Below are 15,583 nucleotides of genomic sequence, written 5' to 3' on the forward strand. Positions count from 1 at the left end.
GCATACTCCTCGCAGCAGGGAGGGAGGTGTAAGCCTGAAGAGGGAGGAGATCGTTAAGCACATCGTGGAGAGTAACCTATCAGAGGCCGCTTGCGGTGCAAAGCTGTTCAACGTTGACCTGGCGCGCGATCCAGAGGCCCACAGTAAGTTGCGACCCCCTGTTCCAGAACAAGTGCCCGCTGGATATTTGCAGGAATTTCTTCCGGGCGGTGGCTGATGCAGATCAGAGTCGTACCATCGGTTTCCAGAGCCTCCAGTCCCTCCAGAAAACCGGCACGGGCAGCGGGGTCCAACCCGGCGCAGGGTTCATCCAGAATCAGCAGTGGTGGCCGGGTGACCATGGCGCGGGCAATGATCAGTCGGCGAATCTGGCCGTAGGACAAACTGCGGATGGGCCGGTCTTCGAAGCCCTGCATGCCGGTCAGAGCCAGGCATTGGCTCGCCCGGTCAATCTGGCGCGCGTTGGCCCGGTCATACAGCCCAATGCTGGAAAAGAAGCCCGAAGTGACAAGCTCCAGCCCGGTGATGTTGTAGCGATATTTGGCCTGCAATTCCGGTGAGACCAGACCGATGCGTTTACGGATGTTCCAGACATTGACCAGATCGGACTGCCCGAACCAGGCGAGGGCTCCCGTGGTTGGACGCAATTCCCCGGTGGCCAGGGCTGCCAGGGTTGATTTTCCTGCTCCATTGGCTCCGAGTACTGCCCAATGCTCCCCCGGTCGGACGGTCCAGTTGATATCGGACAGGACCTTGCGCCCCCCGCGTATTACCGAGACACCTTCCAGGTGCAGAAGAGCTCCAACTCCACTGTCTGCTGTGGGGCGGGGAGGTTCGATCATCAGCGTTGGGGCACAGGTGATGGGGGTGTCACGGGCCAGGAGTTCCGTCGCGGTCCCTGTGCGTTCAAGGGTGCCGGCACACATCAGGGCCGCGTGGGTCAGAAATGGTGGGCATTCCGGCAGATGGTGCGTGGAGAGGATGATCTGAGTGCCACTAGCCGCCACGGCAGTCAGTGCGTCCAGAATGCGTTGGCGCATTCGTTGGTCCAGGCCTTCCAGAGCTTCATCCAGAAGCAGAATGCGTGGTCTGCGCACCATGGCTCGCGCAATATGTACCAGGCGTCCCTGCCCGCGGGATAGTTCAAGGACATTGCGGTCCGCAAATTCACCTGCACCGATGGCTTCGAGTTGTGCCCTGGCCCGGTCGCGGTCCTCCTGCATGGGTTCTCCCCACAGGGCCAGGGTGTCGTAGATTCCGGTGCAGACCAGTTCCTCGCCTGTGTATCCTCGGTCCGAACGCACCCAGGCATCCTGATCATCCGATGAAATCAGGGCGATGTTGGCGCGGGCATCCAGGGCGCTTTCCGTGGGGCCGTCGCCGAAGTCCCAACTCCGTCTGCCCTCGTGTCCGAAAGGGCGGCCCTGAGCAGGGTGAACGTCACCACGTACCAGACGCATCAGAGTCGTCTTGCCCGCACCGTTGCCGCCAAGCAGTGCCCAGTGCTGGCCGGGCATGACCTGCCAGCTGGTATCCTTGAGGGCGTGGCCTGGCCCCAGGCGCACGGCACAGTGGTCGATGGAAATGATGGGAGAATTCATGGCCAGTGTTGTAGCTCGGGCTGCAGTCGATGCCAAGGGGAGATGGTGCCAAGATGAGCCATGAGGCAATGGCACTGATTGCAAAGGCACAGGCCGCCACGCACGATGCGTAGCGGCCTGTGTGGTCGGGATATGTGAGTCTGTCTATGAATTAGTTGGCAGAGCTTTCTGCAGTCTTGCAGGGCTTCTTCAGGCCGAACTTGAGCATGAAGATGATCAGAGCGATCACGGCACCAGCAGCGCCGATCATGATGGAGGTCTCCATGGGCAGACCGAAACCGATCTTGGCCTGGGCGATGAAGGTCACGCAGACCGCGGTCATGAAGGTTGCGGGGAGGGTGCAGATCCAGTGAAGCTTACAGCTCTTGGCCAGATACACGGCACCGGCCCACAGGACCATGGTCGACAGGGCCTGGTTGGAGAACCCGAAGTAGCGCCAGATGGTGCTGAAGTTCTGGGTGGAGATCACGTAGCCGATGGCGAACAGCGGCACGGCGATCATCAGGCGCTTGGCAGCGGCCTTCTGGTCGATCTTGAAGGATTCGGCCAGAATCAGGCGGGTGCTGCGGAACGCGGTGTCGCCCGAGGTGATGGGCAGCACGATGATGGCCAGCACAGCCAGGGTTCCACCGATGGGGCCGAGCAGGGTGTTGGAGACTTCCTTGACCACGGCGGCGGGGCTGCCGGCGGAAATCACGGCCTGCATGGCCTCGGGGGAATTGTAGAAGCTCATGCCGATGGTGGCCCAGATCAGAGCAATCACACCCTCGATGATCATGGCACCGTAGAAGACCTCGCGGCCTTGCTTTTCGCTGGTGCAGCAACGGGCGATGAGCGGGGACTGGGTGGAGTGGAAACCGGAAAGGGCACCACAGGACAGGGTGATGAACAGCAGCGGCCAGATGGGCTTGTCACCGGGGTGGGTGTTCACGCTGAAGTCCATGTTGGGCAGGATGCTGTAGTCACCGACCATCAGGGCAATGGCCAGAGCCACTGTCATCACGATCAGCAGGCCACCCAGGAAGGGGTAGAAGCGACCGATGAGCTTGTCGATGGGCAGGATGGTGGCCAGGAAGTAGTAACCGAAGATACAGGCCACGAAGATGCCTGCCTGCATGCCGGTGATGCCTGCCAACAGCTTTGCAGGGGCCAGCACGAAGACAACACCCACGAGCAGCAGCAGGACCACGGAGAAGACTCGCATGACCTGACGGGCGGTCATGCCCATGTATTCACCCACGAGCTCGGGCACGCTGGCACCGTCGTTGCGCAGGGAGAGCATGCCGCTCATGTAGTCATGCACTGCGCCAGCGAAGATGCAGCCGAAGACGATCCAGAGCAGGGCCACGGGGCCGTAAAGGGCGCCCAGGATGGGGCCGAAGATGGGGCCGATGCCCGCGATATCCAGCACCTGGATGAGAATGAGTTTCCATTTGGGCATGGGCACAAAGTCCACACCGTCTTCCAGGCGGCAGGCCGGGGTGGTGACGTTGGCGTCGGGTGCCATGATACGGTCAACGAATTTACCGTATGTGAAATAGCCGATGATAAGAGCGAAAAGGCAGACAAAGAAATACAGCACGAAATCCTCCCTGTGCGGTTGACTATTCCCGGGGATGATCCGGAAACTGCAGGGGCATTACGCCCATGGAGGATTTATGATCAATGGCCTGTGACTGAACTGTCGTTTTGAGTGTTTGAAATGCATCAGGCCCGGCAGGGAATCGGGCCCGATGCACATTGATGTCGTGATCAGGCTGTCAGCGGTGTGACCTGTGGGATGCGCAGAGCCACGAGTGTTCCCTGGTCCGGGGAAGATTGGATTTGCAATCCGTAGTTCGACCCATAGATGTGTTTCAGACGCAGGTTGCAGTTGGCTACGCCAATGCACTTGCCGTTGCCGTCCGAGGCCAGCAGCTTGTCGGGGCGGCCAAGGGCCATGCCCACGCCGTCGTCTTCCACCATGATGTGCAGTTCGTTGTCGCGAACGCCAGCGGACAGGGTCACCGTGCCACCTTCTTCGCGCCCGGAAATGCCATGTCGGATGCCGTTTTCCACCAGTGGCTGGATCAGGAACGAGGGTACAAGCCAGTCCTTGCAGGCATCGTCGACGTTGATATTTGCAGTGATGCGACCGCCGTAACGGGCCTGCTCGATAGCCAGATACGAGCGCACATGCTCCAGTTCTTCGGACAGGGGGACCACCCCGGTGCCGGAATGCAGGTTCTTGCGCATGAACAGAGCCAGGTCCTGAAGCAGTTCGCGGGCCTGGGCCGAGTTGGTGCGGCAGTAGGAAGCAATGGTGTTCAGAGCGTTGAACAGGAAGTGCGGATTGATCTGTGCCTGGAGGCGGCGGATCTCCTCGCGGGCTAGCAGCCGTTCCTTGACCTGAATATCCTCCAGCTCCAGCTGGGTGGAAAACAGAGCGGCCAGACCTTTGGCGATCTCGAAGCGAATATTGTCCAATTCGGATTTGCGGGTGCCGTAGAATTTGAGGGTGCCCACGATGCGCCCACCCTTTTTCAGGGGCACGACGATGGCTGAAGTGAAAGGACACTTGGGATGCCCGCAGCCGATGTCCGCCTGGTTTCTGATGAATGTGGGGGCGGCTTTTTCCAGCACCCTGCGCGTGGCGCTGGTCACGATGTGCTGACCAGGTCGATGGTGGTCGGCCCCCTGTCCGAGATGAGCCAGTACCCGGGTGGAGTCGGTGATGGCCACGGCGGCAACGCGTACACGGTCATAAATCAGCGCGGCGACGGCTCCGGCGGTCTCCTGAGACAGGCCGTTTCGCAGGTGCGAGACCGTGGCGTCGGCGATGGCCAAGATGTGCTGGGCTTGGCTGGAATCCTGCTTTTCGCGATGTATTCCCACCAAACGGACCGTGTGGATGAACAGCGCTGCTCCGGCGGTGTTGACGGCGATCATGGGCACGGCGATGACCTTGACCAAAGCCACGGCATCCGCGAACGGGCGTGACAGGGTCAGGACCAACACCATGTGGAAGCATTCGCCCACAAGGGCGATGATGGCCGCAGGTTTCCAGTGCATGGGGTCCTTGAGGCGCATGGCGATAAAACCGGCGATGGTGCCTTCCAGGAAGGTTGCCAATCCACAGGGCAGGGCCGAGAAGCCTGAAGGATCGATCACGTTCCGGTGCAGCCCGGCGATGAATCCGGCCCCGGCTCCCACAAGCGGGCCACCGACCAATCCACCAGTGATGACGCTCATGGCGCGCAGGTTGGCCACCGACAGGTGCACGGCATCTCCGGTGTAGGTGCCCAGGATGCCCAGGCCACCGAAGAGCAGGGTCAGCAGGATAGTGTTTTTGCGGCTGATGGGCCGAAAGTCCAGGTTGCGAATGGACCCGAAGGCCATGATCAGGAACGCGGCTGTGATCATCAACCCGAAACGTTCGATCAGAACAATCAGAAGATCAAGAATGGGCATGTAAGGATATCCTTGGCTGGGCTATGCCGCATTTCCGGGAGTGCCGGTTCCCGGGCGGCTTTGGGCTAGAGGCCTAGGCGTTCTTTGAAGTACTGCACGCGGCCGCGGCTGACAGCGAGTTCGGTGCCTTCGGCATCGTCCAGTACAAGGTTGTATTTACCATTGAACCAGGGGGAAAATTCTCTGATGCGCTCCAGATTGACGAGTACCCCGCGTCCGGCTCGGAAAAAGGATCCGCTGCCGAGGCGTTGTTCCAGAGCGTCCATGGTGCAGATGCCGTGACATGGCCATGCTTCGTTGGTGGTGTGGATCATCAGCTTACGTGATTCGGAGGCGCAGAACACCACTTCGTCCGGTTTGAGCAGCGCGATACGTCCGTTTCGTTCCACCGGAATTCGGCTGAACTGGGGCGTTCCCACACCGGCCAGGAGTTGCTCGAGGCTGGCGCGGGCCTTATCGCGTGGTTCCCGAGCGGACAAGGCTTCCCGTGCGCGGGCCAGACTTTTGGAGAGTCGGTCTTCGGTCACGGGCTTGAGCAGGTAGTCCACGGCGTTTTCTTCAAACGCCCGGATGGCATATTGGTCGAAGGCCGTTGCAAAAATGATCAATGGCGCGTCTTCCATGTCCAGAGTGGTGGCGACAACGTCGAAGCCACTGCCGCCCGGCATCTCGATGTCCAGAAATACCAGGTCGGGCCCGTGAGCCATGACCTGTTCACAGGCTTCGCGAGCGGAGCCTGCCTGGGCGACGACCTCGATGTCGCTGAACTCGGAAAGCAGATACGCCAGTTCATCCCGAGCCGGTGGCTCGTCGTCCACGATAAGGACGCGAATGGGCATTGGGGAGTCTCCTTGCCGCCGTATTGTCCCGACCAGAGTACGGCAGGCAGAAATGCCGGGTAACTTCCGTGACCGGGTGCTGTCAAGCCGTGCTTAACCCATCATCATGTAAATGCGCTTTTGCATGATGGCCGGAATGCCATTGTCCCAGTGGCCTGTGGCCGCGGCCCAGGCCCAGGCGATCAAGAGTAGAACAGCCGCTCCCGTTAACACCAGTAGCGGCGAGATTCGCCAGCGACCAGCCATGCGTGGCTCAAGGCATCCTTGTACCGGACAGGCGCCGACGCACTGCATGCAGCCGATGCACTCCGGTGTCCCCACTCGCTGTTTACTCATGACATTGATGCCCGTGGGGCAGGCGCGGTTGCATTTGCCGCAGTCGATGCATTGGTCCTGCTTGCGATGCACGGCCAGGGGGGAGAACAGAGAAGCCAGCCCAAGGAGTGCGCCGTAGGGACACAGGGCCCGACACCAGAAGGAGGGCACAACCATGGCCAGCAACCCCAGGACAACGAGCACCGTGATGGAGATCGTTGAGGGAGCCAGAAAAAAGTCGAGCATGCGGGCATCGGCGGTCAGGTTGTAGGTGCTGGAGAGGAACTGATTGATGGCCCGGGCGTCCATCTGCACCCAAGTGGTCCAGATGAAGAACCCCAGCACAAGATATTTGGGGACGGACAACGCCTTGCCCAGCTTGGGGCCGGGGGCATGGACGGTGCCTAGGGTTCGTCCGGCTCGTTCCAGCAGGTTGTGGATGAAACCTACGGGGCAGATGGTGGCGCAGAAGCCTTTGCGCAGCGCAAGGGCGGTGCCCATGGCGACCAGTAGCAGGGTCAGTCCTGCTGGATGAACACGATCCCAGAGGCCTGTCAGTAGAAACTGCTTCAGGGCCATGAAGGCACTGATGGGCAGAAAACCCTCCACTGATGGAGGACGAGGGGTGAAAGCCTCGGCCTTTCCGCCGGTCCAGAGGATGAACTGGTAGAAGCGGACTCCGGCCCAGAGGCAGAACAGACAGAAGGCGGATTGGATCAGAAGACGAAGTCGTTGTGGTGTCATGTGTCGTTTCATGTCGAGTCGCTGGTCAGAGGGTTGGGCCGGTGGACAAAGTCCCTTCGGGGATGATTGCTTCGTTGGTTCTTTGCGTCCTTGACCAAGGTCAAAAGCAGGCTGGTCAGGACGGTTGCGCTTTCTCTTTTCACTGTGCCGCACAAGAGGTATGCTTATGGGTACTGAAATTCAAGGAGGATTGCATGAGTGATAGCCATACGGCTCTGGCCGGGATTGTCAGTCGGCTGGACGACATTGCCGTGCAGATCAGGACTCTTGAGGCCGAGGCCGAAATCCTGTTGCACGAACAGAATGACCCCGCAGCCTCTGAATACAATATGCGTCGCAAGACTGAATTGTTGAGCGAATTGCCCGAAGTCGTCGAGTCATTGACGGACGACCTGGACGAAGAAATGCGAAATGCGGTGGAAGATGGGGTGGATGGTTTTGCCCAGCGAGCCATGATGGCGCTGGGGCAGGGCAGCGTGTTCTGGATGCGCAATCTGCTCTATCCTGATGATTATGAGCAGGGCCAACCCAATGACCTGGAACGATTCATCGCCGGTTTGGCCGGGCGCTGATGACAGGTAATCATCTTTGAGGAGAGCGCAGATGAACGAGATCAAGGTCAAGACCTGTCTGGACGGCATCTTCGGTTGTGGAGATGAAATCAAGTATGAGGACGAAGCCAAGGGCTATTCAGTTCTGTTTTTGAATGAGCATGACAAGTTTGTGGTTCGTCTTGAACGCCGGACCAGCGAGACCGTGCCCGTTGAGAAGTGTACGGACCATGAATGCAAGGACTATGGCGAGGTCGTCGCCAAGCTGACGGATATCGTCTCCATCTATCACGATGAGAGCGACGCGCCCCGAGTTATTGAGACGATACTTTCCGGCGCTTTACCCAAGTAAGGGCTAAGGCTGCTGAAAAGCATGCGTCTGCGGCGTTGCTGCACAAGAGATCGGGCTCTCGCGTATGTCTAATACGCGTCGAGCCCGTTTCTTGTCTGCGCCTGGCATGCACACGCTTTTGAGCAGCCTTGGGGGAAGAGTAGTAGATTGGTGTCTATACTTGTGGCGGCGAATTGATCATCTAGTGCGTATAGCGAGATTTATTAACAGGTGTTCCTGTGCTACCCATTCCCAAAAAGGAGAGAGCTATGGAAAGTGGATGGTTTGTCATAATCGGTGCGGTGATCGGTGCACTTCCAGCGTTTGTCATATCTAAGATGAACAACAATGCGCATGACAAGCGACAACTTCGGCAGCTCGCTCTCGAAATGGCAATTAATGAACGCAATGCGGTTATTGACGTCGCGAAGGCAAAGGGGAGGCATGCTGGAATTCCGCCCCAAAGTGCATTTTTACCAGTAGCATATGCATCGGTTCAGGCTTTTTTGTCTGGTGATGTCAATTCCATCGATTTTGAAAAAACGTTTGCTGAGATTAATAAGTTGGCTTCTGAGAGTCAGACATATGCTGAGAAATTTTTTATTAAATAGTTGCGCAATGTCGGCTCGGCGTTCCCTATCCCTCGATCACCTTCTTCAAATCCACCCCGTACTTCTTCATGCGGTTGGCTACGGTGCCGCGGTTGACACTGAGCAGTTTGGCCGCCTGGGATTGGTTGCCTCCGGTGGTTTTGAGGGCACCAATCAACGCCTCCTTTGGGTTTTTTGTGACATCAAAGATAGAAGTTTGTGTCTCACCGGTGTTGTTAAGGCTATTTTTTTCTCTCTCATGCGGTGCTTCGATGCCAATGGGGTCGCAGGCATTGGCTCCTTCCTGAACCTGAGGAGGCAGATGCTCGGGGATCAGGGGACCTTCGTCGGTAACGACACAGGCGTATTCCAGAGCGCTCCTGAGTTCGCGGACATTGCCTGGCCATGGATAGCGAGCGAGTAGGCGCATGGCTCCCGGAGTGGCGCTGCAGGTTGTTTTTCCTGATCGCTTGCTGATCTCGGACATGAAGTGTCGGGCGAGTAGGGGGATGTCTGCCGTACGCTCGCGCAGCGGGGGGATGTAAATGGGGATGACATTGATGCGGTAGAAGAAGTCCTCGCGGAATTTTCCCTGGCGCACGAGCTTGTTCAGATCACGGTTGGTGGCGGTAATGATGCGCGTATCCACCTCCACGGGTCTGTGATCGCCCACCCGTTCGATGATCTTGCTCTCCAGCACGCGTAATAATTTGACCTGCGTGTTCAGGGGCACATCGCCAATTTCGTCCAGAAAGATATCGCCCTGATGCGCAGCTTCGAATCGTCCCTGGCGATGACGAATTGCCCCTGTGAATGCACCTTTGACGTGACCAAAAAGTTCGCTCTCCAGCAGGGATTCGTTGAGGGCTGCGCAGTTGAACTGCACGAAAGGCTGATTGGCTCGAGGACCCATGGTATGGATGGCGTGAGCAGCCAGCTCCTTGCCTGTTCCTGACTCGCCGTAGATGATGACGGGAGCATCAGATTGAGCCGCACGTTCCAAGATGGAAAACAGGCGGCGCATGGAGGTCGAGTTGCCCACCATGCCGTGAAAACCATTGCCGAACAGGCGTGAGAGTTCCTCGATCCTGCGGTCACGTTCTGTGATGGCGCTGATGTCCGTCAGGGTTTCCACGCTGGCCAGAGCCTCGCCATTCTCGGTCAACAGCGTAGCGTTCTTGATGACCTCCACCGTGGTGCCATCCTTGCGAATGATCCGGCAGTGCTGACGGGACTCCTTCTTGGTATCGAACAGCCGGCACCAATGGTCACGCCCTTCCTTGATGGAGAGTTTGCAGGCGTCACATTTCAGAGCCGTGCAGGGCTTTCCCAGCAACTCCTTGCGACTGAATCCCGTGAGTTTTTCCAGGGCTTCGTTGACCATGGATATCTTGCCATCGCGCCCGACGATGAGCAGGCCTTCGCTCATGGTCTCGATGATGCCTTCCAGATAGTTCTTCACCGCATTCTGCTTCATTGGTTCCTCATCAGTTATTCAGCAGTTGCTTAATCATGTGTTTAAATACTGCTTAAGTTATGTCTTGGCAAGGTTGTGGCGCTGGTGAGGACAGGATTCGGGAAGCCATGCCCGGTGGGGGCTTTGCTGATAATCCCTGGTGTGCAACGGAAACGGCACGACATCTGCTAAGATTCCCAGTGGATTGAATCGCCCAAGCGAGCGATGAGTCATCATTTACGACAAGCGAGATTTTTTGAATGAATAGAAGAACGTTTCTCAAGGCCCTGGGGGTGGGAGGAGCTACTGTGGCTGCCGCTCCCGCCGGGGCCGTTGCTTCTGCCACCGGCGTTGCGACCGCGACGGGTGAGGCAGAGGTGCCTTCCAACAAGGGTGAAGATCTGGCGACTATGCTGGATTTGTCCAAGTGCATTGGTTGCGGAGCATGTGTTGAGGCCTGTGCCGAATCCAATGGCCACAAGAAACCCGAGCCTGGCAATGACATTCCCGTTCCCATGCCGACCTCGCGAGCCAAGGCCGAAGACTGGTCGAGGCGGCGTGATGTCGATGACCGTTTGACTCCCTATAACTGGCTGACCATTCAGACCGCAGAGGTGGAGAAGGATGGGCAGTCTCTGGAAGTGAATATCCCCCGACGCTGCATGCACTGTGTGAATCCACCCTGTGCGGATCTCTGTCCGTTTGGCGCCGCGTTGAAGCAGAATGACGGCATTGTCCGCATCAATGACGATATCTGTATGGGTGGGGCAAAGTGCCGCAAGGTCTGCCCCTGGCATATCCCCCAGCGCCAATCCGGCGTGGGACTATATATGGATATTCTGCCTCGATTGGCGGGCAACGGCGTGATGTACAAATGCGACCGTTGCTATGATCGTGTGGCGCAGGGCGAACAGCCCGCGTGTATCGAGGCCTGTCCCGAGGGTGTTCAGATCATCGGTCCGCGTTCCGAGATTATTGCAAAAGCCAAGGCCCTGGCCACCAAGACCGGTGGGTATCTGTATGGCCTTGAAGAGGGTGGAGGCACCAATACAATATATGTATCGCCTGTTCCTTTTGATGATTTGAACAAGTCTATCGCCAAGGGGCCGGGGCAGCCGCACCTGGGCCCTGCACAAGACGTCATGGCCAGGGATGAAAGCCTGGCGGCAGTGGTTGCAACGGCTCCGTTTGTCGGGCTGGCAGCGGGGGTGCTGACTTTTGTGCGCGGGATGCGAAACGGGGATGGCGATCATGAAAAATAGTCTGTGGATGCCCAGAATTTGGATGGTCACAGTGCTCTTGCTGACCGTCACCGGTTTTGCGCAGATGCCGTTGTTTACCCGTTATTACATGACCAGCGTCCCCGGCTTCTCCTGGTTGGGCAACTTTGGGTTGACTCATTCGCTCCATTATATCGTTGCGGCTGTATTTTTGGCCCAAGTGTGCTATTGGGTTGGCAATACCGTTTTTGCAAGGGGCTGGGTTCTGACCCCGACGGGCCGTTGGCGGGTGCTGGCGGTAGTCCTGCTGGTCGTGACGGGTCTGGTCCGAATGGCTAAGAATGATTCCGGGCTTTGGTTCAGTCCTTCAGTGGTCATGGCCGTGGACTGGACGCATCTCGCCGCGACCATGGCCTTCGGGGGCTTGGCCCTGATTGCCCGCAGGCTTTCTCAACCGTACCTCGCTAAAAAACAGTGAAGAATGAACTGATTAGGAAAGGTAGATGTCTAGTCCCGTGGTATAGATGAATTTAATCTCCTACATTTTATCAGGGAAAAGTATTGGAAAATGACCGGCATGGGTGTAACGTGTGCGCCAAACCACGAAAAACAGGCGTAACCCATTGGAATAACTCCATGCCGGGAGGTAAAGGATGAAGCTGTCGACTCGTAGCCGTTACGGAACCAGAATGCTGTTGGACATCGCGGAGAACTCAAACGGAAAGCCCGTGTCCGTGAGTGATATTTCCAAGAGGCTTGGTGTCTCTGTGAAATATCTTGAACAGCTGATTCGCCCACTCAAGCGCGGTGGATACCTGGACAGCGTGCGCGGCCCCAAAGGCGGGCACGTTTTGACCAAGTCTCCAAGCGAAATCACCGTGGGTGAAGTGGTTCGACTGCTGGAAGGTGGGATCAATCTGACGGACTGTGTGGGTGACAGGGAGCACTGCTCAAGATCGCCGCAATGCAACGTCCGAAATGTCTGGGTCGAGGCCACTAAGGCCATGAACGACATTCTGGATTCCATCACGATCTCGCAGATCAACTACGAGAACTGCGGCTCCTAGCGGGGGTATACACCCCCGTTGTAACCGTTTGCGGCGTCCCGTATCGAGGCGCCGCAGAGACCGGGAACACCTGGGGGTGTCTGTATGACCGTATGCCTGTCTTTGGCTCGCGCCGCGCTTCTGGCGGTGTTTAGTGTAGCTCTTTCCCTGACGCTTGTGTCGGCGTCCGTCGCTGCTGTGGATACGTCCACTCCAGCGGGTGACAACGGCGCAGCCCCTGGCCGCAAGCTGGCGCGCCAGGCCGTGAAGGACAAGCAGCTCTGGATTACCTCGGACCATTCCAAGCACGAGGTCCTGCAACAGGACTTCAAGACTCCCGAGGATCTCACCAAGGCCTGCTTGACCTGTCACACCGAGGCAGCCACCCAGTTCCACAAGACCATTCACTGGACGTGGCTTGACCCCAATCTCCCCAAGGAAGAGCAGGTCGGCAAGGGTGGCCTTGTCATCAACAACTTTTGAATGAACGTTCAAAGCAACGAGGCTCGTTGCACAAGTTGTCATGCCGGTTACGGCTGGAAGGACAAGAATTTCGATTTCACGGACCAGAGCAAGGTGGACTGTCTGGTTTGTCATGATCAGTCCGGAACCTACAAAAAGTTCCCGACCATGGCTGGATATCCGGTCAAGGAGCCCAAGAAGTTCGGAGGCAAGAAGCAGTTCTATCCTCCGGATTACAAGACCATCGTGGCCAGTATCGGTCGCCCTTCACGCTCCAATTGCGGCTCCTGCCATTTCAATGGCGGTGGTGGCGATGGCGTGAAGCATGGCGACCTGGATTCCTCCCTGCTCAAGCCTTCCAAGAATCTGGATGTGCATATGGGGGTTGATGGTCAGAACTTTGGTTGTACCCGCTGCCACACCACCTCCGTCCACAATATCGCTGGCCGAATCTATTCCCATCCTGCTGCCGAGGAGCGCAAGAGCCTGCTCGAGGATGATCTGGCCACCAAGATCACCTGCGAGTCCTGCCATAGCGCCACCCCGCACAAGGCTGGGCACAAGGCCAATGACCATACGGACAAGGTTGCCTGTCAGGCCTGTCATATCCCCGAGTTTGCCCGTGAAAAGCCGACCAAGATGGAATGGGACTGGTCCACTGCCGGAAAGAAGAAGGACGGTAAGCCATATACGGAGAAGGGCCCACTGGGTAAGGACTCCTACAATTCCAAGAAGGGTTCCTTCCGTTGGGAAATGAACGTTGTTCCTGAATACTTCTGGTTCAATGGCACCATCGAGAGTGTGCGCGCCACCGATAAGGTTGATGATTCCGGAGTAGTCAAGCTCTCCTGGCCCGTGGGGGGCATGAACGATCCCAAGTCGCGTATCATGCCTTTCAAGGTGCATCGCGGGAAGACGCCTTATGATCCGGTGAACAAGAACATGGTGCTTCCGCATCTGTTCGGCAAGGATAAGGACGCCTACTGGAAGTCGTATGACTGGGGTCGTTCCATCAAGGCCGGTATGGACTATGCCGGGTTGGAATACTCCGGTGAATATGCCTTTATCGAGACCGAGTGGGTCTTCCCCACGACGCATATGGTTGCGCCCAAGGACAATGTCGTGGCCTGCAACGAATGTCATTCCGACGCCAGTCGTCTGAACAATCTGGCGGGGTTCTACATGCCTGGCCGCGATACCCATGCGGGTCTTGATTCCATGGGTTGGCTGGTCGTGCTGGCCTCGTTCATTGGCGTGTTTATTCACGGCGGGATGCGCATGGCCGCGCGCAATCGCAGGAAGGAGGACTAGATCATGCCCATGAAAGAAGGAATGAAGAAGATCTACCTCTATACCCGGTTCGAGCGCTTCTGGCATTGGGCTCAGGGGGCATTGATCATCACTCTGGCCCTGACGGGGTTCGAGATTCATGGAACCATCGATCTCTTCGGGTTCGAGCGGGCCGTGGCTGTCCATGACTTCTGTGCCTGGAGTTGGCTGGGGCTGTATGTGTTCATCGTGTTCTGGCTGCTGACCACCGGTGAGTGGAAACAGTATGTGCCGACCATGGAGAAGATCTATGACGTGGCCATGTATTACGCCAGCGGCATCTTCCGGGGCGAGCCGCATCCTGTGCCCAAGACGGTGCGGCGCAAGCATAATCCTTTGCAGCGCCTGACCTATGTGTCCATCTCTACGGTACTGATTCCGTTCCAGATCGGCACGGGGCTCTTGTATCTGTTCTACAACCAGTGGGCTGATCTGGGCATTGCCAACTCCATGTCTCTGGATATGGTGGCCCTGTTGCACATGATTGGCGCTTTCGGCTTTTTGGCTTTTCTGGTGGTGCATGTTTACATGACAACCACCGGGCACGCCGTGTCCGCACACATCATTGCGATGTTTACGGGTTGGGAAGAAGTCGAGGATGTGGATTCGGTTCAGGATTGGGAGAAGAAATCTGAACGTATTTGATTGAAATTATAACTATTGTAGATAATTGGAGGCCCTGTGGTGAGAATCTCGGGGCCTCTTTGTTGTTTTGGTGTTGCGTGTATCAACCATTGATGAATCAATTATATAAAAGCTTGTTGCCTTGCCTGTAGCAGTATATGCAACCCGATTGAATTCACTCTGTATTTGTTCGGAGAGCTGATATATCACAGGAAATGAAGGGATTGGATTGAATGAATTCTGTTCGTTGTTGCTTCTGTTTGTTTATTGTTTTTATGCTGTTTTCGCTTTGTCTTCCTGGTTATGCAGCGCAACAGTCAGTCCGTGTGGCCTTCAGTGAACTTCCTCCGTGGAAGATCATTGAGCCTGAGGGTGAAAAAACCGGGGTGGATACGGAATTTCTGTGGCTTGTGGCCAAACGGATGGATCTGCGATTGGAATTTGTCGAAGCCCCGTTTGTGCGCGGAATGCGGATGCTCGAAACCGGCGAAGTCGATATGATGACCGGAGTGTTGCGGCGGGGAAACCGTGAAGCCTTTCTGCATTTTATTGAGCCATCTTATAGGCATGATTCAAATAAGGCCTTTTATCTCAGGAAAGGCCAAGGCCATTTGATTCAGAGCTATGCCGATCTGTATGGCCTGACCATTGGGGTGGGGCGAGGTGGAAAATACTTCCCGAAGTTTGATAATGATCTACGCATCCGCAAAGAGGCCGTGAGTGACGGACGCCAGAATATTAAAAAACTGCTGCATGGCCGATTCGATGCTTTTATTCAGACCGAAACTGCGGCAGATTATCTGATCCGCAAATTGAATCTCGAAGACAATATAGAGAAGGCTCCATACGTTTATCATGAGGTGCAGCCGGTCTATATGGTGCTTTCCAAGCGCTCGGTTTTCGCTTCACGGCTGGGTGAATTCAGCCAAATGGTTCGCGATTTACTGCGTGAGGGAGAGTATGATCGGTTGCGATGGCGCTACTTGGCACATTAAATGTGTCTTTTCGAATCAAACTCAGAAGCG

15 protein-coding genes are annotated in these 15,583 nt (G+C 56.7%); 9 read left to right on the forward strand and 6 right to left on the reverse strand.

Features of this window, described 5'->3' with window-relative positions:
- Positions 1–107: 107 nt before the first annotated feature.
- From EL361_RS00570 to EL361_RS00590, 5 genes are all read right to left on the reverse strand, one after another.
- Entirely contained in the window at positions 108–1,601 is a 1,494-nt protein-coding gene (locus tag EL361_RS00570) for an ATP-binding cassette domain-containing protein (protein ID WP_126375646.1), read from the reverse strand.
- 151 nt (positions 1,602–1,752) lie between these two features.
- Positions 1,753–3,183, reverse strand: a complete 1,431-nt coding sequence (locus EL361_RS00575; RefSeq protein WP_126375647.1) for a carbon starvation CstA family protein — start codon at positions 3,181–3,183, stop codon at positions 1,753–1,755.
- Between the two features lie 170 nt (positions 3,184–3,353).
- Positions 3,354–5,051 (reverse strand): LytS/YhcK type 5TM receptor domain-containing protein, encoded by a 1,698-nt coding sequence (locus EL361_RS00580; protein ID WP_126375648.1) that lies wholly within the window; start codon positions 5,049–5,051, stop codon positions 3,354–3,356.
- Positions 5,052–5,116: 65 nt separating this feature from the next.
- Positions 5,117–5,890 carry a LytR/AlgR family response regulator transcription factor gene (locus EL361_RS00585; protein ID WP_126375649.1) on the reverse strand — a complete coding sequence of 258 codons (774 nt, stop codon included), beginning with the start codon at positions 5,888–5,890 and terminating at the stop codon, positions 5,117–5,119.
- Between the two features lie 93 nt (positions 5,891–5,983).
- Positions 5,984–6,949: a 4Fe-4S binding protein gene (locus EL361_RS00590; RefSeq protein WP_232034831.1), complete on the reverse strand. Its 966-nt coding sequence runs from the start codon at positions 6,947–6,949 to the stop codon at positions 5,984–5,986.
- Between the two features lie 194 nt (positions 6,950–7,143).
- Between EL361_RS00590 and EL361_RS00595 the strand changes: the two genes are divergently transcribed.
- The 3 genes from EL361_RS00595 (at position 7,144) to EL361_RS00605 (ending at position 8,442) form a co-directional block, all read left to right on the forward strand.
- Positions 7,144–7,521, forward strand: coding sequence for a hypothetical protein (locus EL361_RS00595; RefSeq protein ID WP_126375651.1), 378 nt, complete (start codon positions 7,144–7,146; stop codon positions 7,519–7,521).
- A gap of 31 nt (positions 7,522–7,552) precedes the next feature.
- Positions 7,553–7,852: a hypothetical protein gene (locus EL361_RS00600; RefSeq protein WP_126375652.1), complete on the forward strand. Its 300-nt coding sequence runs from the start codon at positions 7,553–7,555 to the stop codon at positions 7,850–7,852.
- A 248-nt stretch (positions 7,853–8,100) separates the two neighbouring features.
- Positions 8,101–8,442, forward strand: coding sequence for a hypothetical protein (locus tag EL361_RS00605; RefSeq protein WP_126375653.1), 342 nt, complete (start codon positions 8,101–8,103; stop codon positions 8,440–8,442).
- Between the two features lie 25 nt (positions 8,443–8,467).
- Here the strand turns inward: EL361_RS00605 and EL361_RS00610 are convergent, their stop codons facing one another.
- Positions 8,468–9,898, reverse strand: coding sequence for a sigma-54 interaction domain-containing protein (locus tag EL361_RS00610; RefSeq protein ID WP_126375654.1), 1,431 nt, complete (start codon positions 9,896–9,898; stop codon positions 8,468–8,470).
- Between the two features lie 239 nt (positions 9,899–10,137).
- On the opposite strand from EL361_RS00610, the gene EL361_RS00615 reads away from it, so the two are divergent.
- From EL361_RS00615 to EL361_RS00640, 6 genes are all read left to right on the forward strand, one after another.
- Positions 10,138–11,139 (forward strand): 4Fe-4S dicluster domain-containing protein, encoded by a 1,002-nt coding sequence (locus tag EL361_RS00615; protein ID WP_126375655.1) that lies wholly within the window; start codon positions 10,138–10,140, stop codon positions 11,137–11,139.
- Positions 11,129–11,575 carry a FeS-binding protein gene (locus EL361_RS00620; RefSeq protein WP_126375656.1) on the forward strand — a complete coding sequence of 149 codons (447 nt, stop codon included), beginning with the start codon at positions 11,129–11,131 and terminating at the stop codon, positions 11,573–11,575. The genes EL361_RS00615 and EL361_RS00620 overlap by 11 nt, the downstream gene beginning before the upstream one ends.
- Positions 11,576–11,750: 175 nt before the next feature.
- Complete coding sequence (locus tag EL361_RS00625) at positions 11,751–12,164, forward strand: RrF2 family transcriptional regulator (protein WP_126375657.1); 414 nt, start codon at positions 11,751–11,753, stop codon at positions 12,162–12,164.
- A gap of 84 nt (positions 12,165–12,248) precedes the next feature.
- Positions 12,249–13,916 carry a tetrathionate reductase family octaheme c-type cytochrome gene (locus tag EL361_RS00630; RefSeq protein WP_152034911.1) on the forward strand — a complete coding sequence of 556 codons (1,668 nt, stop codon included), beginning with the start codon at positions 12,249–12,251 and terminating at the stop codon, positions 13,914–13,916.
- A gap of 3 nt (positions 13,917–13,919) precedes the next feature.
- A complete protein-coding gene (locus EL361_RS00635; protein ID WP_232034832.1) occupies positions 13,920–14,579 on the forward strand; it encodes a cytochrome b/b6 domain-containing protein in 660 nt (219 codons plus the stop codon).
- A 212-nt stretch (positions 14,580–14,791) separates the two neighbouring features.
- The gene (locus EL361_RS00640) at positions 14,792–15,553 is read left to right on the forward strand and encodes a substrate-binding periplasmic protein (RefSeq protein ID WP_126375658.1); all 762 of its coding nucleotides are present in this window, start codon (positions 14,792–14,794) and stop codon (positions 15,551–15,553) included.
- Positions 15,554–15,583 lie beyond the last annotated feature (30 nt).

This window comes from Desulfovibrio ferrophilus (assembly GCF_003966735.1).
GTDB lineage: Bacteria > Desulfobacterota > Desulfovibrionia > Desulfovibrionales > Desulfovibrionaceae > Desulfovibrio_Q > Desulfovibrio_Q ferrophilus.

What these genes read in the sequence shown, in the direction of transcription:
- EL361_RS00570 (WP_126375646.1), bottom strand. Translation starts at nt 1,601, where the DNA reads ATGAATTCTCCCATCATTTCCATCGACCACTGTGCCGTGCGCCTGGGG.
- EL361_RS00580 (WP_126375648.1), bottom strand. Translation starts at nt 5,051, where the DNA reads ATGCCCATTCTTGATCTTCTGATTGTTCTGATCGAACGTTTCGGGTTG.
- EL361_RS00585 (WP_126375649.1), bottom strand. Translation starts at nt 5,890, where the DNA reads ATGCCCATTCGCGTCCTTATCGTGGACGACGAGCCACCGGCTCGGGAT.
- EL361_RS00590 (WP_232034831.1), bottom strand. Translation starts at nt 6,949, where the DNA reads ATGACACCACAACGACTTCGTCTTCTGATCCAATCCGCCTTCTGTCTG.
- EL361_RS00595 (WP_126375651.1), top strand. Translation starts at nt 7,144, where the DNA reads ATGAGTGATAGCCATACGGCTCTGGCCGGGATTGTCAGTCGGCTGGAC.
- EL361_RS00600 (WP_126375652.1), top strand. Translation starts at nt 7,553, where the DNA reads ATGAACGAGATCAAGGTCAAGACCTGTCTGGACGGCATCTTCGGTTGT.
- EL361_RS00605 (WP_126375653.1), top strand. Translation starts at nt 8,101, where the DNA reads ATGGAAAGTGGATGGTTTGTCATAATCGGTGCGGTGATCGGTGCACTT.
- EL361_RS00610 (WP_126375654.1), bottom strand. Translation starts at nt 9,898, where the DNA reads ATGAAGCAGAATGCGGTGAAGAACTATCTGGAAGGCATCATCGAGACC.
- EL361_RS00615 (WP_126375655.1), top strand. Translation starts at nt 10,138, where the DNA reads ATGAATAGAAGAACGTTTCTCAAGGCCCTGGGGGTGGGAGGAGCTACT.
- EL361_RS00620 (WP_126375656.1), top strand. Translation starts at nt 11,129, where the DNA reads ATGAAAAATAGTCTGTGGATGCCCAGAATTTGGATGGTCACAGTGCTC.
- EL361_RS00625 (WP_126375657.1), top strand. Translation starts at nt 11,751, where the DNA reads ATGAAGCTGTCGACTCGTAGCCGTTACGGAACCAGAATGCTGTTGGAC.
- EL361_RS00635 (WP_232034832.1), top strand. Translation starts at nt 13,920, where the DNA reads ATGCCCATGAAAGAAGGAATGAAGAAGATCTACCTCTATACCCGGTTC.
- EL361_RS00640 (WP_126375658.1), top strand. Translation starts at nt 14,792, where the DNA reads ATGAATTCTGTTCGTTGTTGCTTCTGTTTGTTTATTGTTTTTATGCTG.